This window comes from Leptospira saintgironsiae (assembly GCF_002811765.1).
GTDB classification, from domain to species: Bacteria; Spirochaetota; Leptospiria; order Leptospirales; family Leptospiraceae; genus Leptospira_B; species Leptospira_B saintgironsiae.
The window spans coordinates 1-24277 of sequence record NZ_NPDR01000016.1 but is presented as its reverse complement, the minus strand read 5'-3'; the positions used below and the strand labels follow the sequence as shown (position 1 = coordinate 24277).

At 35.5% G+C, this 24277-nt stretch carries 19 protein-coding genes; 8 read left to right on the top strand and 11 right to left on the bottom strand.

Annotated elements, in window-relative coordinates; genetic code table 11:
- From CH362_RS18650 to CH362_RS18640, 3 genes are all read left to right on the top strand, one after another.
- A partial coding sequence (locus tag CH362_RS18650; RefSeq protein ID WP_208859620.1) for a hypothetical protein occupies positions 1–590 on the top strand: 590 nt, incomplete at its 5' end.
- Positions 591–594: 4 nt separating this feature from the next.
- On the top strand, positions 595–903 hold the full coding sequence (locus CH362_RS18645; RefSeq protein ID WP_100711827.1) for a hypothetical protein: 309 nt from the start codon (positions 595–597) through the stop codon (positions 901–903).
- Positions 904–985: 82 nt separating this feature from the next.
- Positions 986–1546, top strand: a complete 561-nt coding sequence (locus CH362_RS18640) for a hypothetical protein (protein WP_125169737.1) — start codon at positions 986–988, stop codon at positions 1544–1546.
- A 275-nt stretch (positions 1547–1821) separates the two neighbouring features.
- Here CH362_RS18640 and CH362_RS18635 read toward each other — a convergent pair whose 3' ends face one another.
- From CH362_RS18635 to CH362_RS18620, 4 genes are all read right to left on the bottom strand, one after another.
- Positions 1822–2691, bottom strand: coding sequence for a hypothetical protein (locus CH362_RS18635; protein ID WP_100711825.1), 870 nt, complete (start codon positions 2689–2691; stop codon positions 1822–1824).
- Positions 2688–3938, bottom strand: coding sequence for a hypothetical protein (locus tag CH362_RS18630; RefSeq protein WP_100711824.1), 1251 nt, complete (start codon positions 3936–3938; stop codon positions 2688–2690). The genes CH362_RS18635 and CH362_RS18630 overlap by 4 nt, the downstream gene beginning before the upstream one ends.
- Positions 3928–5871: a TRAFAC clade GTPase domain-containing protein gene (locus CH362_RS18625; RefSeq protein WP_100711823.1), complete on the bottom strand. Its 1944-nt coding sequence runs from the start codon at positions 5869–5871 to the stop codon at positions 3928–3930. The genes CH362_RS18630 and CH362_RS18625 overlap by 11 nt, the downstream gene beginning before the upstream one ends.
- A gap of 181 nt (positions 5872–6052) precedes the next feature.
- Positions 6053–6589 (bottom strand): hypothetical protein, encoded by a 537-nt coding sequence (locus CH362_RS18620; protein ID WP_100711822.1) that lies wholly within the window; start codon positions 6587–6589, stop codon positions 6053–6055.
- A 142-nt stretch (positions 6590–6731) separates the two neighbouring features.
- On the opposite strand from CH362_RS18620, the gene CH362_RS18615 reads away from it, so the two are divergent.
- The 4 genes from CH362_RS18615 (at position 6732) to CH362_RS18595 (ending at position 11356) form a co-directional block, all read left to right on the top strand.
- Positions 6732–7391, top strand: coding sequence for a tyrosine-type recombinase/integrase (locus CH362_RS18615; protein WP_100711821.1), 660 nt, complete (start codon positions 6732–6734; stop codon positions 7389–7391).
- 795 nt (positions 7392–8186) lie between these two features.
- The gene (locus CH362_RS18605) at positions 8187–8435 is read left to right on the top strand and encodes a DUF8156 family protein (RefSeq protein WP_100711819.1); all 249 of its coding nucleotides are present in this window, start codon (positions 8187–8189) and stop codon (positions 8433–8435) included.
- Positions 8435–10711 carry a DNA polymerase domain-containing protein gene (locus CH362_RS18600; RefSeq protein WP_100711818.1) on the top strand — a complete coding sequence of 759 codons (2277 nt, stop codon included), beginning with the start codon at positions 8435–8437 and terminating at the stop codon, positions 10709–10711. The genes CH362_RS18605 and CH362_RS18600 overlap by 1 nt, the downstream gene beginning before the upstream one ends.
- Before the next feature lie 6 nt (positions 10712–10717).
- On the top strand, positions 10718–11356 hold the full coding sequence (locus CH362_RS18595) for an SOS response-associated peptidase (protein ID WP_100711817.1): 639 nt from the start codon (positions 10718–10720) through the stop codon (positions 11354–11356).
- A 75-nt stretch (positions 11357–11431) separates the two neighbouring features.
- On the opposite strand, the gene CH362_RS18590 is transcribed toward CH362_RS18595, so the two are convergent.
- From CH362_RS18590 to CH362_RS18565, 6 genes are all read right to left on the bottom strand, one after another.
- Positions 11432–12124, bottom strand: a complete 693-nt coding sequence (locus tag CH362_RS18590; protein ID WP_244280653.1) for a hypothetical protein — start codon at positions 12122–12124, stop codon at positions 11432–11434.
- A 130-nt stretch (positions 12125–12254) separates the two neighbouring features.
- A complete protein-coding gene (locus CH362_RS18585) occupies positions 12255–12707 on the bottom strand; it encodes a TIGR04452 family lipoprotein (protein WP_100711815.1) in 453 nt (150 codons plus the stop codon).
- Between the two features lie 104 nt (positions 12708–12811).
- Positions 12812–13387: a hypothetical protein gene (locus CH362_RS18580; RefSeq protein ID WP_244280652.1), complete on the bottom strand. Its 576-nt coding sequence runs from the start codon at positions 13385–13387 to the stop codon at positions 12812–12814.
- Complete coding sequence (locus CH362_RS18575; RefSeq protein WP_100711813.1) at positions 13384–20640, bottom strand: RHS repeat-associated core domain-containing protein; 7257 nt, start codon at positions 20638–20640, stop codon at positions 13384–13386. Before CH362_RS18575 ends, CH362_RS18580 begins: the two co-directional genes overlap by 4 nt.
- Before the next feature lie 278 nt (positions 20641–20918).
- Positions 20919–21740: a DNA/RNA non-specific endonuclease gene (locus CH362_RS18570; RefSeq protein WP_165780294.1), complete on the bottom strand. Its 822-nt coding sequence runs from the start codon at positions 21738–21740 to the stop codon at positions 20919–20921.
- A 67-nt stretch (positions 21741–21807) separates the two neighbouring features.
- On the bottom strand, positions 21808–22530 hold the full coding sequence (locus tag CH362_RS18565; protein WP_100711811.1) for a hypothetical protein: 723 nt from the start codon (positions 22528–22530) through the stop codon (positions 21808–21810).
- Between the two features lie 173 nt (positions 22531–22703).
- Between CH362_RS18565 and CH362_RS18560 the strand changes: the two genes are divergently transcribed.
- Positions 22704–22901, top strand: a complete 198-nt coding sequence (locus CH362_RS18560) for a helix-turn-helix domain-containing protein (protein WP_244280651.1) — start codon at positions 22704–22706, stop codon at positions 22899–22901.
- Positions 22902–22904: 3 nt separating this feature from the next.
- On the opposite strand, the gene CH362_RS18555 is transcribed toward CH362_RS18560, so the two are convergent.
- Positions 22905–23306: a transposase gene (locus tag CH362_RS18555; RefSeq protein ID WP_165780293.1), complete on the bottom strand. Its 402-nt coding sequence runs from the start codon at positions 23304–23306 to the stop codon at positions 22905–22907.
- Between the last annotated feature and the right edge of the window lie 971 nt (positions 23307–24277).

Sequence of the window (24277 nt, the reverse complement as noted above, 5' to 3'; positions counted from 1 at the left end):
AAGATTCCTTAACTTCTTCTGCTTCCGAGTTGAAAACAAAAATACCGAGATATGTGCGGATTGTCAATAATAAATATGAGAGCATGTCTTTACAGAAAAATTGGTTAAAGAAAACAATTTTACCTCATATCTTTATTCCACAGGATATTAACCAGCGAAGAAGAAAGAAGGAATATATGAATGAAAGTTTTCGAATAATTCAGGAGGCAAAGTTAATTCAGAAAAAATATTCAAAACTTATTATAGAATTAGATAGAAACGACAATTTTTGGTCCAGTAAAGCTACACCAAATTACAAAAAGCAAAGAGAGAAAAATTATAACTATATAGCTAAAATAATCTGGTTTTCTTTCGAGGACGATAAATGGTTAAATATAAATTCAATCATTCAATCTCGCTCACTTCCGAGAATAACTGTTTATCGAATCGTTAGGGCCTGGAGCAGACTCGGAATTGCAAGAATAACTGATAAACCTTCGATCACCCATTGGGAGAAAACAAGATATATAAGAATCAAGAAAGTCCTTTCTGACCTCCCTAATCTTCTTTATTCAATAAATGGAATTTCTGATAATAGCCAGGGAGGCTAATCAGATGAAAAAAGCCGCAAAAAGAGAAAGCAATTACAACTTTAGGGCAGAAGATTTTGATAAAATTGAAGCTAAACAAAATTTTAAATGTTATCTAACGGGAAGAACTTATCAGTATCATAAACTAAAAGCCGCGCCAATTGTCCCCTTGCACAAAGGCGGCAAACATGAATTTACCAACATCTGCTTCGTTATTGATGAAGTTAGAGATTTAAAACGATATCATACGAATGAAGAAGTCCTAGAAATAGCTTTCGATATTATTAAGACAATCGGATGGAAATATGGATACGAAGCGAAAAAGAAAAAATAGTATTCTTCCGAGTTCCGTAAAGCAAGGAATAATTGCTAATTATAGCAACTTCGTCGAGCGATCAGAAAAGAAGCCTCATAAAGTGGAGTTAGAAGTCAAATTCCCTTCAAAATCAAAAACAATTACAAGATTGCAAAAGGAATTCCTAACCCTCTTAAAAAGTGTTAAAAAAAGAAAACGGGCCAGAGCAGAAATGCATCCACATTGGCTTTTGATTAGAGAAATGAGCCAAGAATTGCTTAAACCTTTAAATAAATTGAAGCAGAAAAGAAATGAAGCAAAGGATAAGATGATTAAAGAAATCAATTCGCCTAAGTTCACGAAAATAGTCACCAGTGATGAATTAACAAAATATAAAAACAATGCCTCCTTTGCAACGTCCGAATATGAATCATTCATAAAAACTAACAAATACCTAAAAGGCAATAAGAAAATAAATAGAGAACAAGCAATCAGAAATACCAGAAGGCAAATTGAATCCATGTTTACAGAAGAATTCACCCTTGATCCAGTTAGGCATGATTGTTATCGGAAAATGAAAAGGGAATACTTCAACCGGCCGCCAGCGAGCGTAAACAATGCAAAAGTGAATGCGATAAAATACTTTAAATCCATAGAGAAAGAAATCTATAATAAGATTTAAAAAGACGGCCAAAACTCTTAGAGAATTAGCTGAGACATATCAAGCACTTTCCGCTTAGGAAGCTGAAGATTTTGATTATTAATTTAATGCAGAAATATGCGAGCGCGGATTATGATTCTTTTTATCCTTAGAACTAGCTTAGTTAAGTTTTAGTAGACACTTTTAAGCCTCTTGTTCTTCAAACTTTGCCAGTAGCTATCGTCTAATAATTTTATACGCGATCTTTTTTAATAAAATTTTGAATCTAAAAATATAAAAAGACATAAAGATGTTTACTATTTTTTCTTCTTCTTAGCATTAAATAAAATATTGTTTAATGTAGCATGGATAGTTTCTATTATTAAGTTTGGAATATCTTGAAGAGTAACCTGCACACCTTGTAACGTTTCTTTAATTTCAATTACATCCTTCTTTAAAGCTAAAAATGCATCATCATCAACTACAGGAATACTGACCCTTTTTAATTTATCATTAATTGGAAAGATGGCCTTAGAAATAGGATCGTAAAATCCATCTACCAAGCCTTGCAGTCCCGCATTGTATATATCCGCCTCTGTTCCGATTAAAACATTAGCCCCACCAATAATATTATCTTTATCGGAAAATCCTTTAATATTTTCCCATTTCTTCTTTTCTTCAAGGAGATCAGAATACCATGAGATATTTTCGGACTGAGAAATATTTAACTCAAATACCCTATCCTTCAAGAACAATCCGTTCTTTAATTGCTCTATTAAATATTGATCATTTTTTGCGAGAATTGTTGAATATTGTTTAATTAAATAATCTACCAAATTATCTAATGCAGCTAATTGTTTAGCATTCAATTCCCTATTCTCGAGCATTATTGTTCCAATTAAAACAATTACATTTGCTCTCTTGCCGACTTCTCTAACGGGAAATCCTTTAATTATTGCAGCTTGATTTGATTCAAACAGAATGCATTTGTGATTAGAAGCTAAATCTTCAGAAATTTCATAAAAACCAGAAATAAATGCTGGCCAATTTGAACTTAAAGCTAAATTGCTTTCGATACCCAAGTTTAATTTATTTTGATTATTCGGAACAATAAGTTGAAACTCGCCATGATCTTTAGTTACAGGAAATCCTTTTGAATAAATTGATAGGTATACTTTTTCACTCATCTCAAATCCAATTCCTTCCAAACTTGTATCATATGTAATTTTTCTTTAAATTTTTCTGAATTTGGAAATATTTTCAAGGCTTTCAATGCAAAATCTTCCGATAGATCTGGGTTCTTTAGAAAACATATAGCTATAGTTAAAAGCTCATTCCAAAAAAGTTCAATTGATTCATCCTCTTCCAATCTCCCTTTCAAAAGCGACACATAGTTGAAGATACCTTCGTAATTCAGTTGACCTGACCTAAGTTTAACCGCATTTTCTTTTAGCAAATTATTGCTATCTGTAGATTCCGTCTCAATTAAAGTTTCCTTTGTTTTTTCATCAGATTCATCCAATGGAACTGATGCTTTAAAATTTTTAATAACATTCTCATATTCGACAGAAATATCTTCCAGTGATTTATTTTCGAGAACATTCAAATCAAATATTCTAAGCCAAAAATCTTTTAATTCTTTATTTTCAGAGAAAGAGGATTCAATCCAATCATTTAGCCATTCATCACTATTTTCAGCAAAGCCACGAGCCGGTAATTTACGCAAATGTAATTGCAGAGCGACCAAACAGATTTCCCATTTAAATTTAGTTAATAAAAATTTTTTAGTAAATTCTAAATCTGTTGAATTTCGTACTTTTGCTATTACTGCAGGTGGAAGATTAAACTCTTTCATAGCGGGCACTGTTACTTTCAATAACTCTTCATCACCTAAATAAAGACTATCGGGATCAATCATAAAGAAATTTCCATTACCATCTATACCCAGATTATCAACGCAAATATCAAAATGAATCCAATTAAGCGCATCTGATGTGATCGAAAATCTTCGAAGTAAATTAGCAATATCAAAATCCTTAACAAGCCCCTTTTCAATGTAACTTGAAAGAGGCTCTAATTTCTCCATTGCGATAATTAAAATATTACTAGGTCGCAATATTTCTACATCTTTAATTAAAACTATAGGTATTGGTAAAGATTCTCTTTTTAATTTTGATAGAGTGTTCTCTATTCGATTTAAACGACCTTCATTTGTTAGCAACTCAGTTTGCCAACCATCAGTAGCCGTTGAAGGCCAAATACATTTTAATACAACTAATTCTCCTCTATCTTTTATTGATTTTCCTAACGCAAAAACTGTCCTCCTTTTGACCATCATTCCATTCTTAATATCAATTTGCTTTACATCCGCAAACTTACCCATTGGAAGATTCTTCAATAATTCTATAAATAATTTCCCCTTATCATAATCCATAAATTTTAAACACTCGCCAGATCATCGCTTCTCGAAATGAACAAATTACATAATTTTCCGATTCGTCTAATATTACTGAATCAGGTAATCCAGTTAGTTTAACTGAATACTTATTTCCCGTAATTTGAAATTGACCTTTTTTATCTTTAAAACAAATTCGCAACGTATTGTCGGCGGAAATGAATGCTATCCGGGAATTATTTAATCCAAAACTAATCAATTCTAAATTAGTTATGTTAGCACCTTCAATCTCTTGAACATTATCTTCTGAAAATATACGTAATTTCCCCTCATTACTAATTGCAAATACTTCGAGCGAAGGAAGAATATGTAGAAAAATTACGTCATCATTCTTTTTCAAATTATATTTCAGCCTTTCATCAAAAGTCCCATCAATCAGTTTAACACCTTCACTTTCCGTCCCGTGTATTGCTAATACTGAACTTAATTTTTTCTCATATCTGAGACTCGAAACTGCACTTTTTTTAGAAAATAGAGGAATGAACTTTTTAGTTAACCATTCATCTCCATTCAAAGAAATAAGACTAATTTTTCCCCCATTGTTTAAAGTTAGAATTTCATTTTGAGAGAATGCATTCCAACTCGCTATTGTATTTTCAATTGGCCTCTTCTTTATCTCTTCGCCGAGAATGCCACTCCAAATTACATCTGCTTCTTTTGACTTTCCTGCTATTAAACTGCCATTGTTATATTGAAATTTTAAGTTAAAAATATCTTCCGGTGGATCAGTGATTTTTCCAAGCTCTAAGACGCTTCCTGTCGAAATAGCTGAATCCTTTACTTTAATTATTTGCTTTCTCAAAGTTCCATCGTTTGCGGCTGATATTATATCCAATTGTTCTTTTGGAGACTGTATTGAAAGTATTGGATAAGATTCTTGGTTAGTTAAGGACCCAATTTCTCTAATATCTGGATTTGAACTTGAGAGAGATTTTCTATTTCCTAAACTTACGGAAGGATGAAAATTTATTTTGTCATTAACACCAATTTTAATTGAACGATGAATAGCTTTGAATAATAACCAAATCCAACCTTTTAATAATAGTTCTGGTTTTCTAGTGTTACTTTCCGGTAACTTCTTCTCATCTTGCGTTCCTATCTTTTCATTAACAATTTCGAATCCTATAACGGAAGTTCTAAATACTTCTATATCATGCGCTTCCACTGAGGACTTTATAATTTCTAAAGTAGCATTTACATCGTCAATAATCGCGCTATCAATGCCAGAAAAATTATCACTTTTTGTTATAAAAATAGCAATCGGTATTTTTCTTTTAGCTGAAGCAAACAAAACACCTCGAATCTCATCTTTATAATGTTTAGCTAGGGAATTTTGTCGGTTATACAATTGAGGATCAATAATTACAACGATTCCATCGGCCGACTCAAGTACTTCTATAGCTTCGTTTGTTGCATCCTGAAAACTGCCTCCAGGAATATCGGGAATATATAAATATCCCAATTGTCCGTTCGGTTTATCGATTCTGAAAAAATAAGGAGTATGAGCATCGGTCCCAGGCGGCCAAGAATTATTATCAATGAAATCTTTAGATGCAGATAGAAAGATTGACTTTGAAGATATTGCTACTTCAATAATTCCATTCTTTTTCATCCAATCATTCTGATCTTGCAATCTCTCAAGTTCGTCTAAATAATTCACAACACTCAAAGAAATTCCATGCGAGACACAATTCAAAAAATATCCTGCAGTTAATATAGATGTTGTCTTACCTGTATCTTGCCATCCCCAGACGGGAATAGAAAGTATTATTTGGTCCGATTCAATTTCAGTAAATTTCTTCACAATATTCTTGAAAAATTCAACATTTTCTAAATCGATGCTGGATTCATTTATAATAATTTCATCATTCTTCTTAATTGTCTTTTTTCTTTCTCCCTTTTTTTCGCTCATCAACGATTACCATCCATTTTCATTAATTATCAAAATTTATAATATTTAAAAAGAATCCACAGCTCCTGCTATTAAATAAAAATTACTCCATTATCCACTTAAAGTATTTATGATCTTGCCGGCAAAATGGAAATTAATGAAATCTATGTAGTTCCATAACACCAAACTTAAAATTCCCAAATCAACGTACGAATTCCTTTTCATTGAGATCAATATGACCCGCATTGTTTATTGTAAAAAGATATACTAGTTTTTCCGCACGCGATAACCTATCTTTATAAGAAATTTCAAATTCAATTGAATTGAAAATCTTACTATTCGCCCAATTAAGATCAATTTGTCTCCTTTCTTTATTCATCCAGTATCCTTTTCGATTTAATTTTGCATTACCATCTATTTCAAGTAAATCTTCGATGGTAATATCTGCGCCTATATTATATATTTCAAAAGTAGCAGATTTTTTAATTAAATCGTAACTACCACCGCCGATTTTTAACCTTGGTTTACTCAAAAGTCTTTCGTTTTTATCTTGTATTCCATTGATATTTTTTGTTTGCTCAATTTGTTCAGAAAGTAATATATTCTGCCGTTGTGTTTCTTTTCTAATTTTTGCTGTCTCAATCGTGTACCAAATCAGAATTCCGGCCGTAATTAATAAAATCACAGCTTGAGCTATGACTCCGAACGCGTTAATATAATTAAGGGTATTAATATCCATTTATCGTTTAGCTCTGAAGCTTTATTCTATTTCTCAATGTCCGATTTCAGTAACATTTCGGACATTGAAAATGATCCAAAATAAGACCATTTCAAGCGTTTTTCTTGACACCGATACATAATCGGCTATTTTTTTGAGTAGTATGAGTGTAGCGGTTAACTTTAAGAAAATCGTAAGTATAGAATCGGCCAGAAAGCGAAAAAAAGGAGGCTCCGGCGGGCCACCATCCCCTCCTATGTTTGGAAAGGGTTTAACGAACGAATCAATGAGAGAGCTTACTCGACGATTCTCAAAACCTAAGACTGAAGAAGATTACAGAAACAGGGCAATTTTTTCAATTTTAAGCAAGACAGGACTTCGCGCAAAGGAACTCGTATCTTTACGATTCTCTAATTTAGTAAAAGCTCCTACAGGTGAAACCCTAATCACATTTACCAGAAAGGGAGGAAAGCTTGGGTTTTCTGTTTTACCTGAGGAATCCCTGCAAGCAGTAAGGGAATATCACGGAATCCTTAATATTAAATCCGATATATTCTTTCTTTCTCGGCCGAAGAGAAATCAATCCACTCGAACTCCTTTAACGACGAGAAGCTTGCAGAGAATTATTGGAGCTTGGGATGTAACGACCTGTCAAGGAAGGAAAGTTCATCCACATGCATTAAGACATACCGTTGGGCAGAGGATGTTGGATAAAGCGGGATCTATTGCGGCCCAAAAGGTCCTTGGACACTCGTCTCCAGTAACGACTGCTAAGTTTTATACTAAACCCTTCTTAGATGGAAGTGAATACTTAGATTGGTAAGTTTGTTTTTTAATCTTATTTCGCATCCTTTGCATAATGGATTAACAGAAGTATCTGTTTCGGATTCGAGAATTATTTAATACAGAAACTATAATTATTTTCTGGAGCTACTTTATTCTTTTTATCTTGATCGCTTTTAAAATTCACTTTCCAAGAAGTTCTTTACTATCACTAAAGCGACATAGCTGCATGTAAAAAAAGAAGTAACTAATCTGATTTATAGTATCTATTTGTTTACATTTGTCCAGGGTCTCAGTATTATATGAATCATGCAGGAAATCAGACCAGTCCCGCTACAAAATGTTCTTCTGCTTGGGAAGGCATCGAATCGGCTTTCTCACAGCCTCCTTGTAGATTTCTGCGCGCAAGGCCAAGAAATACATATTCTTGACTGTGCCATTCGATTTCGTGCTTACGACATCGCGGAAGCAACTAAAGGATACAATTTCCCAATTTTGCATCAGATGCATATCCAAAGGGCTTTCACCCCCTATCAATTACTAGATTTTATAAATAACATTTTGGATGAGAGCAATAACGAAATCGTGTTATCGCGTTTATACATTTTCCTCGCTCCGTCGAAACAATTTTTCGATGGTGATGTCAAGGAAGACGAACGGAGGCATCTGCTAATGAAACTATCAGAGAAATTTGGAATTATGAAATCCTTAGGTTTTAAATTTTTAATATCAGAATCGATAAAAAAATCTGATCCGATATACCAGACGTACTTAACGAATTTAAGCCAATCCATTGGGACACTACCGAAAGAAATAGAATTGTTGGAGACAAGTAATGGGCAGGACAGTAACAGCTTATTCCCAAGAGATTAAGCACTTAGCAGACGATCGATTTAAGGATTTTCGAAGAGCATTACCACGAAAATACCAAGAAGCATTTGATGACGTGATGAGAATAGCTAAGAATCAATTACCCGCAGGTGTAATGGCTGCAAATCCGTATTCAATCGAAACGGTATTGCTCATGGCAGTAGTAGTTCTTAGTAGCGAGGTAAATGATCTAAAGAAAAATAAAAGTGCCTAATGGAAAATGTTTACGAAGGTTATCTAATTGATCTCTATGATTTAGAGAATACCATAACTTTGTGGGTCAAAGGCGCGGATGGTGTTCGATATTTTCACGATACTTTTTATCCCACTTTCTACATAAAAGGTAATAAAGACTTTGAAAAACGATTTATAGATCGATTACGTGAGCGAAGAGCATTGCTTACTGATCCTAAAATTGTTATCAAGAAAGGATTTTACGACAATGAACCGACGGAAGTTCTCAAAATTTCCTTATCAATTCCATCCTTTCTTCGTAAAATTTATCATAAGCTTTATGCATTCTATGAAAAATTAGATATTTATCATTCCGATGTAGAATTACCGACTGCCTATATGTATGCGAAAGGCATCTACCCTTTAGCAAAAGTTCGCATAGAATTCCAAGGCACCAAAGTGCTCAAAATCGATTCGATTTCCATGCTTTGCGATAAGGATTATGAATTACCAGTCCTTAGTAAAATTGATATGTTCTTCAAGCAAAACCATCGAATTGGCTATAGCCAGAATAATCCCATTGTTCTTTCAACGGATTCCGGATTTTATGAAGAGCTGTATTTCGCTGATACGAAAATACTACTAAATCGTATTAATGAAATCATCAGCACACTGGATCCCGATATAGTATTGTCAGCGTTCGGAGACCAGGCGCTCCTACCCTTTCTTTTCTACCTTAGTCAAAAGCATAGAATTCGATTAAGTCTAGATAGAGATCCAGGCTATATAACAAGAAAGATACAAACGAAAGGTACTTCCTTCGAAACCTATGGTCAAGTGATCTATCGTGCTCCGAATTATCCATTATTCGGACGATTACACATTGATAGTAATAATAGTTTCGTTTTTAAAGATTCTTACCTACTTGGAATCTTTGAATTAGCAAGATTGAGTAGAATTCCTATACAGCGAATGGCGAGAGCCAGCACAGGCACTGCACTAACAAATATTGAAATGGCTGTGGCATTGAAAGGTGATTACCTTGTTCCTTGGCAAAAAGCAGCACTTGAACGACCGAAGACAGTGTATGAGCTTTTACGAGTTGATAAAGGCGGCCTAGTAACTCTACCCGATTTAAGTGAAGGTTCACTCTTAGAGAATATTGCACAGTTAGATTTCGCACAAATGTATCCTTCAATCATGTCTGGTTATAATATTAGTCCGGAGACAGTAAATTGTTTATGCTGCGATAAAGAGAAAGTTAAGACTTATATTCCAGGAACGAATTATCATATCTGTGGTAAACGGAGAGGCGTTGTATCGGAAGCTTTAGAGGATATTCTATCACGAAGAAAGTATTATAAAGAACAGATTGATGCTGGTTCACCATTGTCTACAACGTATGATGCTCGCCAAAGTGCATTAAAATGGATGTTGGTAACTTCCTTCGGATACTTAGGATACCGGAATGCAAAATTTGGAAGATTAGAAAGCCATGAATCAGTAACCGCCATAGGACGCGAAGTCCTACTCATTGCAAAGGAGATCGCCGAGGATAATGGATATACTTTCCTACATGCCATTACAGATTCTCTATTCATATCGAAGAAAGGACGAGCTAAATTCACGAATGAAGAGTTATTAAGTCTATGTAAAAAGATTTCGGAGAAGACCAAAATCATTTTAAAGGTCGAAGGTGTTTACGACTGGTTGTCTTTTCCGGCATCAAAAAGAGATCATAAGATCGGCGTTGTTAATCGGTATTTTGGACGATTTTCAAATGGTGCTTTGAAAGTTAGAGGTGTATTCGTGCGCCGTAAGGATATGCCTCAATATATAAAAAAATTTCAAACGGAAATATTGGACATCATGCAATCATGCGAAAATATCGAGTCACTTTTGAAAATGAAATCGACCTTTGATAGAACCTTCGATCGTTACGTTACTTCATTATTCGAAGATAAAGTCCCGATTGCCGATCTACTTCTTCGGAGAACTATTTCAAAAAGCCCAGCCGAATACGTAGCAAATAATTCCTCTTCTCAATCTTTACGACTGCTAACTAACGAAGGTATCGGAATTGAGCCTGGTGAGAAAATTCGTTATCTAGTAACAAAAGGATATAAACAAAAAAGGGAGTATCTACCGGAAGAGATTGCCTTGCGAGCAACAAATCGGCCTTTGATTCATAAAGAATTCTATCGAGACTTACTTATCCAGGCTTTAGAAGAGGCGATTGAGCATCTACAACCAAGAGATTATTTCAAAGCATTACGACAAAAACAATTGCTTTTACAATTCGAGCAAGCTATATGAATCGAAATGTGCGGAAGATATGCTCTGAATGCAACTGCCTCTCAAGTAATAGAGTATTTCAATCTAAGATATGAAACGGACCAAATACGTCGTGAGTTTCGAGAAGAGAAAGAAGTTTTTCCAACAAAAGTAGAACCAATTATTAGATCTATAGATGGGCAAGCTATAGTCGATTACCTAAGCTGGGGAGTTAAATACGAATGGATACCCAAACTACAAATTAATGCCCGCTTTGATAAACTGACCAAATTTAAAACATGGGCTTCGCTAATAAAAAGAAACCGCTGCATAATTCCTGCAACATCGTATTGGGAATGGAGTGAATTAGAGCTAAAAGGAAATAATCGATACGAACTATATCCACTAAAAACAGATATCATGGGCTTTGCAGGATTAACAGATACTTTTATAGATCGGCACGGAATTAAACGGATCGGATTTATACTTATAACAACGGATGCAAATCCGCATATAGCCGAAATTCACGATCGTCAACCAGCAATGATATTACCAGAGAACGTAGGTAGCTGGTTAGATGATTCTATTTCAGATCCGAGAGAATACATTCATCATGCTGGCGAAGACGAATTAGAATACAAGAAAGTCCCAAATAAAATAGACCAAATCGAATTAAATTTTGATTAAGATATTTTTTAAAAAGCAAAGAAAATAAAGGCAACTAATAAATACTATTTAATAAGTCGTTCATATATAGAAATCTTACTCTATCGTGCAGTTTCCTTTCGTAATGTAATCTTTAATATTTTCCAATGCAAACGGATTACTATACAAAACAACTCCCTTCGAAACCGCCTTTGGTGCTATTATAATATTTTCTGATTCAACTTTATTATTAAAATTAAGAGTTGTAACAAAATTCAAATCTGAAAAATAACTTCCTCCAACTTTTGAAGGATGGTTTTTATCTATCTCTTGCTTTAAATAATCCATTTCTTCGCATTTACCCTCTATACAGGCAAACATGGCATTTATTGTGTAAATTGTTATTGCTGATATTGCTATAAAATTATAGAAATTCTTTGCAGTCCCCTTCCAATTAAAGCAACGAATTTTTTTTGGATATTCCGTTGATTTTAACGGAATTAAGCTTTTATCATCCAACTGAAGATTTAGGTTTTTGAGAGAGAATGATTCAGGCTCGTCCGATTCGTTTTGAATTAAAATTAGCCCTACTAGATAATCCTGGGAAAGATGGATTAATGCCGAATCAGTATTATCTACAACAAAATTAGAAAGCAAATGATCAACGAACGGAGAATTGGATTTAAGTAAGATTATTTTCCCTTTAATATCGTGATCCGATATTTTAAAGACTTTTATAACATTTAGTTCTTCATCCCTAATTGTATCTGGATGGAAATCAATCGATTGCTTATCTCGATCGGGAAGCATGCATTGGCATAGAAAGAGTAATATTAGGAAAAATAGACGATTTATTTTCATTCTAAATTATTAAAGAATTTCCTAATAAACTCCTGGAAACTTTAAGATGCAATTAATTGCACATTAAAGTCCAATGCTATCACTTATTCTTCGAAGGTGTATTAGAACTTTTACCCATATTTTTATCGATATACAAATCGTTAGGGCTTATGTTACAATAGTCACTGCTCAAATAGGTTGTAAATGAGTCAAAGTCAGTAAGAACTCCGAAAGACCGAATTACCGTTGCACAATCTTCTACATCTCTCTTTTTATAATATTTAGATTCATCGACTTTGAAAACTAACTCATCAATAAAAGATGCATACAAGACATCTACAATAATATGTGATTCCAAATCTGATCCCGTATAACCTTGAGCTGTGAATGCAGCCTTTGCAGTGAGATAGTCACCAATCATTGCTGCATCTATTAGCCTTTTTTTAGCAACATCACCTTTGTAGGTATCAGTAAGACCTAAAGTATCGACTACCAAGCAGTTTACTAAAAAGCCGTATAATATTGTAATTATAAATAGGTTAATCTTTTTCATTTGCCCGTCCTGGGGATTTTATAAAGAATATACAAAAGCAATTTTCCACTAATTAACATCGATAATGAAAGATTAGCATTAAATTAATCAATTCTATTCCCTGATTAAAATTTACATTTTTCATAATTACTTTCTAAAAAGCTACTTTCTATACTAGCTGTTAAAGTAATCAAGGTATGCCCTGCATTGGCCTGTCGCTCGTCCCAATTTTTTGGTTCAGGATATGGAAATCCTTTATAATGAAGAGTAATTCTCAGAGATTTGTTTTCGGAAAGGTTGATATCTTCAAATATTTTGGTAGTATACCCATACAAATATTTCCCGAGACGAACCTCGTATTTATTTTCCCCGCCATATATAGGAAAAACTAATTCACATCCTGCAGGGAATCTGAATTGTTCGTGATTGTTCCAAAGCTTGAAAAAATTCAATCCTCTATCTGGATTTATTAAAACGCTTCTTTCAAAGACGGTCCCCTTTTCTTCTCTCAATACAGCTATCATATATTCCTTATAGGAAAGCCTTTGAGTTTCATCAGAAAATTCCTTTGGCAAATAGATTTTAATAAAGTTATTTTTCGAATCGAAAACTGGATTTGGCATGTGTTGCCAATACAAAATATTACCTCTACAGTTCATAATAAACGAAATAGAAAAAATAAATATCAACAACCGATTCACAAACTCCCTCCGCATGTATTTCCAGTTGCTTCGGCACCTTTTACAATCAATCCAACTGGAATTGGACTAAAAATATCAATTGTATTTATAAATGATTCTAAATAATTACCTTGCGATAAATTATAACCTGCGGAACCTCCAGAGTAGAATTGTAATATTTTACTTAATGTAATACTCGTTTCAAACAATGGGACACTACTTATATAATTAAAACTACCAAATACAGGAACGTTTCCTGGCATCACACCCAATCCCGGCATCCCAAAAAAGGCAATCGATCCGGCAGTGACAGCGAAAGAGACTGCAGCTGCGTAACAACCAGCAATTCTCGCATTCTTCTCATTCCAGCGTAAATGATTCAAACTCGATTTAGAATAACCCCCCACAATATAAGCTTGAAAAGTAAATGGAGACAATACAGATCCTGCTGCAAGGATTCCAACTCCTAATCCAGTATAGAGAAGTATTGGAACTGCAGCCGAAGCAAGTAATGCTACACCTACTGCCATTGCTAGTGCAGAGAAAACCAACATCGATGCAACACCTAAAGCAAAAAGTCCCGCGATGATTGCCGCGCCTGCAACGGTCATAGCCAATGCAGCTGCCATTAGTACTACACTGACTCCTATAACAGCAGCTGCGGCGGCAAGAACAGTGGCTTGAATCAAAGCAACCCCTCCTATAACCAAGCCAGCCGCCCCGACAATGGCCGCTGCAGAACTTGCAAGAAGCGCTGTGGAACCAACTACTACTGCGGCACCCACTCCGGCTACTACAAGTGCGGAAGATCCGAATAGTGCAGATGACCCGCCAATTATTCCAGAGGCTAAACCTAACCCAAGAGCAGTGCTTCCTCCAACGACCGAACCCATTGCCGCTCCGCCCGCTCCTAATGCAGCTGCGCCCAAGAGCGTAGATCCAGCTATCATAGCAGCGGCCGATCCTGCAGCGCCCCCAGCTATTACTCCGCCAAGAGCTGTGCCTATGGCTCCCACTGGATTCAAGATCAACATTGCGCTGCTAAGTGTTAAACTGAAATTTAAAAAGCCTAAACCATTACTACTTAGCCAAGAACTGAGAATACTGTGACCACTTGGATCTGTGTAACTTATCGGATTTCCCTCTGCATAGGCATAAAGATCCATTCCTGTTGGACGACTTCCATCGATTACAGAGTCCGCTTGTAAAAATCTACCGAGTATCGGATCGTAATATCTCGCTTTATAATAATATAATCCAGTCTCTCGGTCTTCTTCTTGGGATGTATACTTATATCTAAATACATCAGGACCGAAAGAATCATCTCTTTGAATTTCTCCGTAAGGTTTATATGAAACGTGAGATGCTCCGGATTGGACTCCGCCTGTGACTCGATTTCCCGATCCATCAGTTGCCATAACGATAGATCCTAAATGATCCGGATGTAGAAATAGAAATCCAGTTATTGGTATTCCTGCCCCAGAGCCAGGTTCGTAAGGGCTTCCAATCCCTGTTGCTCCAGGATCTATGTAAGGTGCCATTGTCCAGGGGGCATTACCGTTGCTTCCTGGTAAAGCGATGGAACAGTTAGAAAAGGAGATTATCAAAATAGGTGTAATAAACTTGATCGTTAATTTCCAAAGTCCGTCGCCAAATGAAAGTAACGCGAACGCGACACCTAAAAATACTGTAATATATAAAAATGCGATATTTGCCCCAGGAACGAAAAGCAGATACTTAATTCCTCGAATAACAATATCCTTCGATTGCCATAGATACGTATTCCAAGGAGATCCGAGCCCCGAAGAAGCTACGAGTTCTTGATTTCCGTAAGAAATTAGATCTGGGTTCTGTCTTGACCACTGACCGACTAAATCTCCGGAATTTCCTTTGAAATATAGAGTATGCTGCGGAGACTTTCCTGGAGTTAAAACGATTTCATAAATCCCACCCAATGTAATCGTCTTAGTTCCATCACTACTTCTGGTTTTTCGAATACGTGTTCCGGTAAAATCGTAATCAAACTTGACCGTCTCCCCGTTAGCAGTATCCACTTGTTTCAATTTTTGGAAAGGATTGTAAGAAAACGATTCATCGTTTTTATTAACTACATTTCCTGCGCTATCATAAACGTAATGATAAGAAAGACCATTTCCACTAACATCCGTAGCTGCATTTTTATGCAAACTATTCGAATAGGAATAAGTCAAATTCCCTTTTTTAAGAAGCCTACCTGAATCAGAATATTGGTATATTTCTGTTCCATAAACTCCGGTAGCAGAAATAAGACGACCGATTGAATCATAGGAGAAACTTTGAGACCGAACTGGATTTTTATTATCGGTTATTGATGAATAGTTTCCATAATCATTATAACTGTAATTCAAATCTTGGTAAGAATCTGAGTCTTTACTTGTTTGGATACGAACCAGATTTTTCTTCACTGGATTATAATAAATATTTGTACTAACTCCATTTCCCAAAATTCTCTGAATCTTCAAAAGCCCATCTTCTACCGTAGGTCCGGCGTATTGAACTACTGGAAAATCGGAACCGCTACCATCTCCCGGAGTCAAAGTCACAGCAGAAAGGTAACCGGCTTCAGAATAGAGATTTTTGACAATACTTCCTTCCGGATAAGTAAATTCTTCGACTTGGCCTTGAAGATTATATTTCTTTTGAATTATAAAGGTTAAGTCTTCTTCTGAAAGATGTTTCTTAAGAAGTGTTTGGTTACCCCAGGCATTATATTCAAATTCAGTAGTTCCTAAAGGATCGGTTACTTTAGTTAAACGACCAATTCCATTCGCTGCAGACGGACTATCATATTCATAAACTTGATCTACCGTTTCTCCTTGAGGACCAATTCCTGTTATTTGCGTAACTCTGCCTAATACATCATAGGAATATTGGATTTTAGAACCACTCGCTAACCTTCGTTCTTGAAGATTTCCTGAATTGGAATCGTATATGTATTGGGTTATCCCCGAATCCGGGCTAATGACTTTTATTTTTCTCCCAGCAAAATCACTCTGGATGTAAGTAATCCCATTTTCTGGATCTATGATTTGAGAAATTTGACCATTCGATGCATACTTATATTGAGTGGTTTTTCCTTGTTGTATAGAAGATACAGTTTGCCCTAAGGAATTTTTTACTTCAATATTTTCTCGAATAACATTACCGCCATTCGACTCTTTCACTGTGGTAGTCAACCCTGCTACAGAAACTGAAGTAGAAGATCCATCATTCCTTTCAGAAAGGATCATATTTCCTTCAGCATCATAAGTAAAACTCGTCCAAGAAAACGGGTTTGATCCTTCTAAATAAGAATCCACTTTCTTTACAGTTTGCCCTTGAGGATTACTGTATGTTTCTTCCACAAGCACATATCCGTTCACTAAACTGCTTCGTTTTTTAGTGATTCCAGTAATTATATTGTTAGATTCTTCCTGCCAACTTTGGCCGTTACTTCTGCGAAAAGTCTTTCTTACTAGCTTATTCTCTAAGTCCCCTGTATTTTCATACCCTACCTTCTCAGACCACTCCGATTCTCCCGGAAGATAGCTTAAGGTTGCTCTACCAAAAATATCATATTCGGTTTTCGATACAGATCCATTAGGATTAGTGTTAGAAACTTCCAATCCAGTGGTTAAATTATATTCTTTTAAAGAAATATGGCCAAGGGAATTGGTAATCTTAATTGGATACTTAAATACTATAGAATCATATTCTATTAAATTTGTATTCCCATTAGAATCAAGAACCGAAGTTGGATTTCCATATTCATCGTAAGCCTGAATATATTGGCTTTTCCAAACTCCATCGGAAACCAATTCTCGAACTTCAGATACTAATCGACCGGAATAATTAAACTTCTTATCAGATAGTAATTCTCCATCCTTAAACAGCTGAATTTCAGTCGGTTTTCCTAAAATGCTTTGGCTCCAGTCATTTAGATACGTTGTCTTTTCTGACAATATCGTTCCATTTATGGATGTTACTTTGTTTAAAATATTTCCGTAAGAATCGTAGGTTTTCGAAATTAATGAAGAAGAGAAAATGTTCCCTGCTTGGTATTTTATCTCAGAAGTATCTCCAGGTAATACTAAAACTCCCCCAAAGATTGAAGAAGATTTATTATAACTCCATGTAGATTCAGAAAGTAAAATTCCATTCTTTTTAATCTTTTGATATGTAGGTCTTCCGGACATCTCAATAAAACTTGGATTGTATTCTATCTCTATCGTTTGATTCAAAATCGAATCGGTCTGAGTCATTTTCTGGAAACCGATGTAGGTAGAGTTTCGAAAACCTCCTAAGTAAAATCTGGCAAACGAATATGAATAAGTTCCCGAACTTAAAATAGTATCCCCGGTTTTTTGAGTTAACTTCGTAGTTAGATAATCGGCTCCCCCAAATGGAATAAATTGAGGAAAAGAAGAATTATACAAACTCGGCTGAATTGCTCCCGGATGATTTTTCGAAAGTTGATATTCTAAATTTAATTTTACATTACCCTGAGAGGAATACGATCCATTTTCAACGTTCGAAAGAAGCCCGCTTGGAAGTGCTTGATTGAATCGAATATAATGCAATTCTAAACTGGATTCATAAGGAAAACTTCTGTAAGCGATGCTCGATATTCCAGGAGCGCTACTCGAAACGGAAGTCTGAAGATTTACTTTATTCCCCTTTAATCCTAAAATCTCCGGCTTACCATCTGAGTTTGTATCGAGCGATAGGAAGTATCCGCCCGTAGTCCAGCTATCGTCTCCATTTTCCGAATAAGTAACATACCCATTCGAATCCGATTTCGCATAAGAAACCGCCAAAACACCGTTCGCAGCATCATATCTCAAGAAGTCAGCTTTATTATCTCCATTTAGGTCTATGAAGTCTTTTCGATTCCTCCAATTAAAATAAGAAATAGAACTCGAATCCCCACTACTGGAAGTGGAAGGTATATAGGAATCTAAATCTATGGCTACATCATAGGAACTTGCGTTAGCAATCGTGACGATAAACTTATAGGTAGTAACAGTTGTTACTACGCCATTCGAATCAGTCTGATCTATGCTCGTTACATTAGCTCTAAGAGTATCTAAAGCGCCATCTCCATTCAAATCTTTAGAAACATCTTGGTTCCAATATACCTTGAAAGCAGTTAGGTATTTGGAATTCATCGAGTCATAAATTTCTACATTAAAAAATGAGTTGGAAAGGTCGGTATTATCATAAGATATTCTGTCTTTCACTCCATCTCCAGAAAGATCAGCCTCTACATAAACCGTATTGGAACTTGAACCAGACTCTTTATTGGCAAACGCTCCATTAACGTTGATAGTTTGAAGAGGACTTGCTCCATTTGTTAAAAAAGTTCTCCCCGTAAATGGATAATAAGAGATACTTCCTTGGTTACCTGGCATAGAAAAAAATGCAAAGTCCAGATATCCGTCTCCGTTTAAGTCTGAAAAGAACTGGTCACCCTTGTTACCGAAATCGGTTCTTGAAATTTTATTCGTTTCTATTATTTTAAGTAACCCATTTTGGAAATCCAAAAAGGTTACAATAAGCTCCTGGGAAGTGGAATCGTTGATCCTTACAAAATCGGGGACTCCATTTCGGTCCAAATCCACAAACTGTTGGAACGAAGTTCCATAAGGAGAAATGGTTAATGTTTGGATTTTTTGAAACCCAGAGCCAGTAGAAGTATATACAAGTAGGTTGTTATTATTGTCGGCTTGGATAAAATCTGTTTTGCCGTCTCCATTTACATCAAGAACGAAATGTTTGGAAATTGAGGATCCAGAACTTAAATTTTGAGCGGTTATATTTGAATATGATGCAGAACTGAAATTAGGCCCATAATAAACTTTTAGGGCTTCTCCGTTATTCTTTAAAATGAGAAAATCGCTCTTTCCGTCTCCATTAAAATCACCTGGGAGTATTTTCCCTATACTTGTAATTCCAATATGTTCCCCAACAGTGGCAGTGTTTGTAGAAATTGGATTACTAGTAGTAGCTTCCCATTCAGATAACTTGGAAACCGAGAACTTTTGATTCGTCATGCTTCCTGTAATTTTTACCAATTCCGGAGAACCGTCCCCGTCCGTATCTGCTGGAGCAACGAATGTTGAAGTTACCCCATAAGTGCAAACGTTTTGATAAGAAGCAATTCCTTGTGCACATAAAAGCTTAGCATACCCCAATGTCTGTGCCAAACAACCAGGGACTGCAGTGCACAAACAGGCTGACTGCGTAGCAGCGCAGCTGGATTGAACATTTGGATTCATAGCTTGAAAAGAAACATCATAATTCTTTCCGTTCGAATTGAATAGATTGACCTGAGTCGTTCTTTCTGTATAAGAGAAATTGATTGGTTTATAATTCTCCCTTTCGAAGGAAGATAAGATAGGCCCTCGATCTGTAGTATCATAGTTTAAATCGTATGTTTCAATTAGCTGTTCCGAACCGTTCGAATCTTTAGCATACACTTCTATTTTATCTAGAAGTTTCTTTCTAAAGGCAGCTTTCGTAAGATAGAAGATCTGTTCCCGGAAACCACTAGAGCGGTCTTTATAGGAAAAAACGATCCTACCGTTTCCTCTGGCATATTTGATTTCTTGAGGAAGAGGTTCGTCAGAAATAGCAGTGTCTGAACTGTAAATGATATCATAGCCATTTCCAAAGGAATCTCTGACCTTATCTAAATAGGAAGTAATAGCAACCCCATTACTTAAGATGATTGATCCGGAACCGTTAGCATCATTTCTACCATATTCGTAAGTAATTCCAGATTTATCTTGGAAAACCCAAACGTTTCCATCTAATTTAATCTTATAGAAAGATTCCATCTTGGATCGGTACACACCGCTCGCGCTTGTCTCAATCAATTCTCCCAAAAGACTTGAGCTATAACCGTCGGTTGCCCCAAAGTGGATTCCTAAATTAGGATTTTTTAAAATTCTCGGAAATCCTCCTAAATTCCAGCCACTTCCCAAAATAGACTGAGTTCCACTCGCTGTATAATCGATTGTAATCGAGGGTACTAAATCTCCAGCTCCTGGAGGGACTTGGACGCCCAAAGATAAACTTGGCTTTCCTGTTATCCCAATTTGGATATTCGGTAAAGGAAGTGGAATACTAGTTTCTCCACCGGAAAACACGGAAGCAAAGTAATTCAAAATGGGGCGTAATGGATTCCAGGCAATGAAAAAGAAAGAGGCTATTAAAACGATTATGGCGATTGGAACTTTTTTATTTTGTCGCATACCTATACATCCCTATGGGGACATGAATCAAGAATAAATAACGCTCAAAAAAGAATGCGTTACGCGATCCACTACTGAATCTAATGCGAACTTCCGAGACAAATATGTCAAAAAGAAATAAAGAATTAGGAAATATTTTTAAATTGAAACGATTGCTACAAATCTGGAAATGAAATTTAAATTTATTACTCAGGGAACTATTTGAACGAATGTCGGTTCAAATCGTTACTCGATCAATCTTCAATACCAAATCTTAAATGATTGAAGAGCGAAATCTTTTACCAAAACTCGCCAACCCTGCTTTCTAAATATTCCTCAGTGACAGGTAATGCTGGAAGAAAATTAATTTCAGAATGCTCTTCTATCCAATCCACAGAAGTTAGAAATGTATATAATTGCACTTTCGAAGAAGATGCTTCGTGACGAATGACAAACGCTAAAACAGAAATATCCTTTTCGTCTTTCACTAAAATTTTATAGAAGTGAGAAGGAACCGCGACCTTATTCTTCCCAATAAATTTTAACCTTGATAAAGATCCTAAAGCTTCTTGGCCTCTTTCTAAATAAAGAGGCCCTGTGATTACGTAAATTTTTCCGTGCAACTTAACCCAATCACGAATTTGCTGTTCCAATCTCTTCCAAATGCCAGCATTGAAAATATGAATTTGCGGTGAAATATTCGATAAGAAAAACGTTTCATCATTCAATCTTTGATCATTCTTATAATTATCTGCTGCCGCCAAATGACCACGATCATATCCGGAGCTTTTATAATCCGACAACTCAGCTCTATTACCTGGTAGAACATTAGGCTCAGATAGAAATCTATCTTTTCTTTTAGCATCTCCCATTAATTCTTCCTTAGTTATCTCTTCACAAACCCAGAGGGATGTTTTGTAAAAATTGCTGTAACCGGATGTATAACCTTCTCTCTCAATAATTTGCGAAAATTTACTGGTAGTTGGATACAATGAAACGGGAAGGTTGAACGGACAATTAGAACTAATTCTTAGATCATGAATTGATGGCTTTCCAGGTCCATATTGAGTAAATGATGAATCAAAAGTACAAAAGGTGAAATTAAGAATTGTAATTAACAAAAATCTAACATTTACAACTTTTGAGCACCTCATGTTTCATGCCTTAGTTTTCATAATTCAAAAGAAGCTATCTTTTACCTGAACAATAAGAAGCTCTTTCCAGTCCCGCTGCCATTGCGGAACTGCTAAGGAAGGCTTTTTTGAGATTTGGATCATTACCTTTTAAACTTGCTTCAAGAGCAATAGAACCCGCTACTGCTAAGAGTTCACAGGCATAATAGTAATTACCTCTAGATTGGCTCATCCAACCGATCACTGGAAGATATAAATAACTTTTAAGAAGATCTGATTTACCAATAATGGATTTACTTAAATTTGAATAATAACTAGTCGCTTCGTGCACTTCCTTTAAAATCGCTATCGAATTCATAGGATTGAGCATGTACATTATTTCGGCGTTTCCAATTTTATCGTCGATTTCCATACGAATTCTTTCTGCACACTTCCACTCAATAATCTCTTTGGGAGAAAGTTGTTTTTCTACAGTTTGTATATAATGTGCTATATCCCCATTCGAATAATATAATTCAGCCCTTCCCACGTATGGGTTAAAGCTTAGCACTGGGATTTGGATTGTAATAGGTGTGTTTTGCTTTTCTATAAGCAATCTGTCATCCTCAGACAACTCGTTCAAAGCTTCCTTTATAGAATTAGAATTTCCAGCTAAGTAATTGGCACAAGCCTCGACCGAACCCGTTTGTTTGGAAATTGCTCCGTAGACACGAACTGGTAAAGTACTGCACGAAAGTATAAACCATACTGTAGAAAAAAATATTAGCTTATTGAGCATTCTACTCTCCCGACACTCCGCTTTTGTCAAAAAGTAGCTGACTTCACAGATCTGGCAACACGTATTTTTATACGCGTTCTTCTATCCGTGGTCATAAGGACGGCAATCGAATAGAATAATCAGCAATGGATTATTCCGCTTTCAAGAAAAAGGTTTCAAAAAGAATAAAGGAATTGAGAATTGAAAAGAAATTAACGCAAGAAGCAATCTCAGGGTTAGCAATGGGAGTTAGGACTTATCAAAAAATAGAATCGGGTGTAAACGCTCCAAATCTCGAAAGCATTTTCCTAATCGCTACCGCCCTCGGCGTGCATCCGAAAGAATTATTAAACGTATCTATTGCCTCAGAAGAGAAGTCTCGCAAAAAGTAAGTCTTATAATTTCTTTTTGGACTTACCTTTAGGATCATTATCAACACTGGTTTTAACTCGCTTCCCTTCAAGATAAGTCCAATCTAATTTTATACCATCAATTTCATAGAATCCACAGACCGCTTTCTTTACTTTTAATAGCCTCCCCGATTCAGACCAAACTTTAAACCGAGAATGAATTACAGAACGACTTCCAAAGGACTCCGGTATCTTCTTCCATGAGATCTTAAAAATTGCTCTATAAATTAAAGCAGAGAATATCATACGGTCATCCGACTTTGGCCTTCCGTCTTGCTTATATATGCTTTCCTTCACCTTTTTCTTGATAGGATTCAAAATAGGTTCAATCATCTGCTCCCAAAACTCTTTTTCAATTAGTTCATAATTGTAATTTAATTCTTCCATAGTCATAATAAGCAAATCCTCTAACCTCATTTCAACAATAAGAAAGACGCATATCTCAATGTTTTAGGACTTTCGTAAAAGTCGGTACTCAATATTATTGATCAAATCGCCAATTCAAGGTAAAATAAATCATACTAATCATTCGCTTATGCAAATTACCAAAATTGAAATGACGGGTTAATTGACGGGCTCGAAAAATAGGAGTCTATTATTGTTACGCAAAGCGGATCAATAATCTTTAATTAGAAATTCTTATAGCGCTAATAAAAGTGATAAAATAGCAATGTATTGGCTTTTCGCAAATAGATTCGAAAGCATAACGTATAGTTTTAGGACTTTCATTAAAGCTATATACCGAAAATTCTGCGCAAATTGGCAATTAAAGTCAAAATATAGACACTAAGCAAATAACAAGCATAGCCACCCAAAATTGAAATAACGGCTGCGAGACGGCAAGAAAAAATAGCGTATATTATTTAAACATAAAGCAAATCGATCAGCTTTGATCAGAAATTCTAACATTATAGAGAAATTCAGCAGACCTATTATTATATTGGGATTATTTCAAAATAGACCCGAAAGCATAACGTATAGTTTTAGGACTTTCATCAAAGTCAGAAACCGATAATTTCAAGCAAATTGGCAATTGAAGCTAATATATCGATACTAAGCAAATAACAAGCATATCTTTCCAAAATTGAAGAACAGGCCGCGAGCAGGCAACGAAAAATCAGCGTATATTAATAAATCTTAAATCATTTAGTCCGACATAGCTCTATATCTTTATTCTTTACCGATCAAAAGTTAAAATGTATTCTGCGTAAAATCTGGTATCTATAAAATGCAAAATTCCTGTAATTCACACACCCCCTCCCAAAACCTACTAAAAAGGTCCATATTCGTAGATACTAATCCGCACAACGTAAGTACAAACGACCCTTCAAATTCCCCAATAGGAGCTAAACATTACG

What these genes read in the sequence shown, in the direction of transcription:
- CH362_RS18575 (WP_100711813.1), bottom strand. Translation starts at nt 20,640, where the DNA reads ATGCGACAAAATAAAAAAGTTCCAATCGCCATAATCGTTTTAATAGCC.
- CH362_RS18645 (WP_100711827.1), top strand. Translation starts at nt 595, where the DNA reads ATGAAAAAAGCCGCAAAAAGAGAAAGCAATTACAACTTTAGGGCAGAA.
- CH362_RS18620 (WP_100711822.1), bottom strand. Translation starts at nt 6,589, where the DNA reads ATGGATATTAATACCCTTAATTATATTAACGCGTTCGGAGTCATAGCT.
- CH362_RS18595 (WP_100711817.1), top strand. Translation starts at nt 10,718, where the DNA reads ATGTGCGGAAGATATGCTCTGAATGCAACTGCCTCTCAAGTAATAGAG.
- CH362_RS18600 (WP_100711818.1), top strand. Translation starts at nt 8,435, where the DNA reads ATGGAAAATGTTTACGAAGGTTATCTAATTGATCTCTATGATTTAGAG.
- CH362_RS18605 (WP_100711819.1), top strand. Translation starts at nt 8,187, where the DNA reads ATGGGCAGGACAGTAACAGCTTATTCCCAAGAGATTAAGCACTTAGCA.
- CH362_RS18565 (WP_100711811.1), bottom strand. Translation starts at nt 22,530, where the DNA reads ATGCTCAATAAGCTAATATTTTTTTCTACAGTATGGTTTATACTTTCG.
- CH362_RS18630 (WP_100711824.1), bottom strand. Translation starts at nt 3,938, where the DNA reads ATGGATTATGATAAGGGGAAATTATTTATAGAATTATTGAAGAATCTT.
- CH362_RS18615 (WP_100711821.1), top strand. Translation starts at nt 6,732, where the DNA reads ATGAGTGTAGCGGTTAACTTTAAGAAAATCGTAAGTATAGAATCGGCC.
- CH362_RS18555 (WP_165780293.1), bottom strand. Translation starts at nt 23,306, where the DNA reads ATGGAAGAATTAAATTACAATTATGAACTAATTGAAAAAGAGTTTTGG.
- CH362_RS18585 (WP_100711815.1), bottom strand. Translation starts at nt 12,707, where the DNA reads ATGAAAAAGATTAACCTATTTATAATTACAATATTATACGGCTTTTTA.
- CH362_RS18590 (WP_244280653.1), bottom strand. Translation starts at nt 12,124, where the DNA reads ATGCTTCCCGATCGAGATAAGCAATCGATTGATTTCCATCCAGATACA.
- CH362_RS18635 (WP_100711825.1), bottom strand. Translation starts at nt 2,691, where the DNA reads ATGAGTGAAAAAGTATACCTATCAATTTATTCAAAAGGATTTCCTGTA.
- CH362_RS18625 (WP_100711823.1), bottom strand. Translation starts at nt 5,871, where the DNA reads ATGAGCGAAAAAAAGGGAGAAAGAAAAAAGACAATTAAGAAGAATGAT.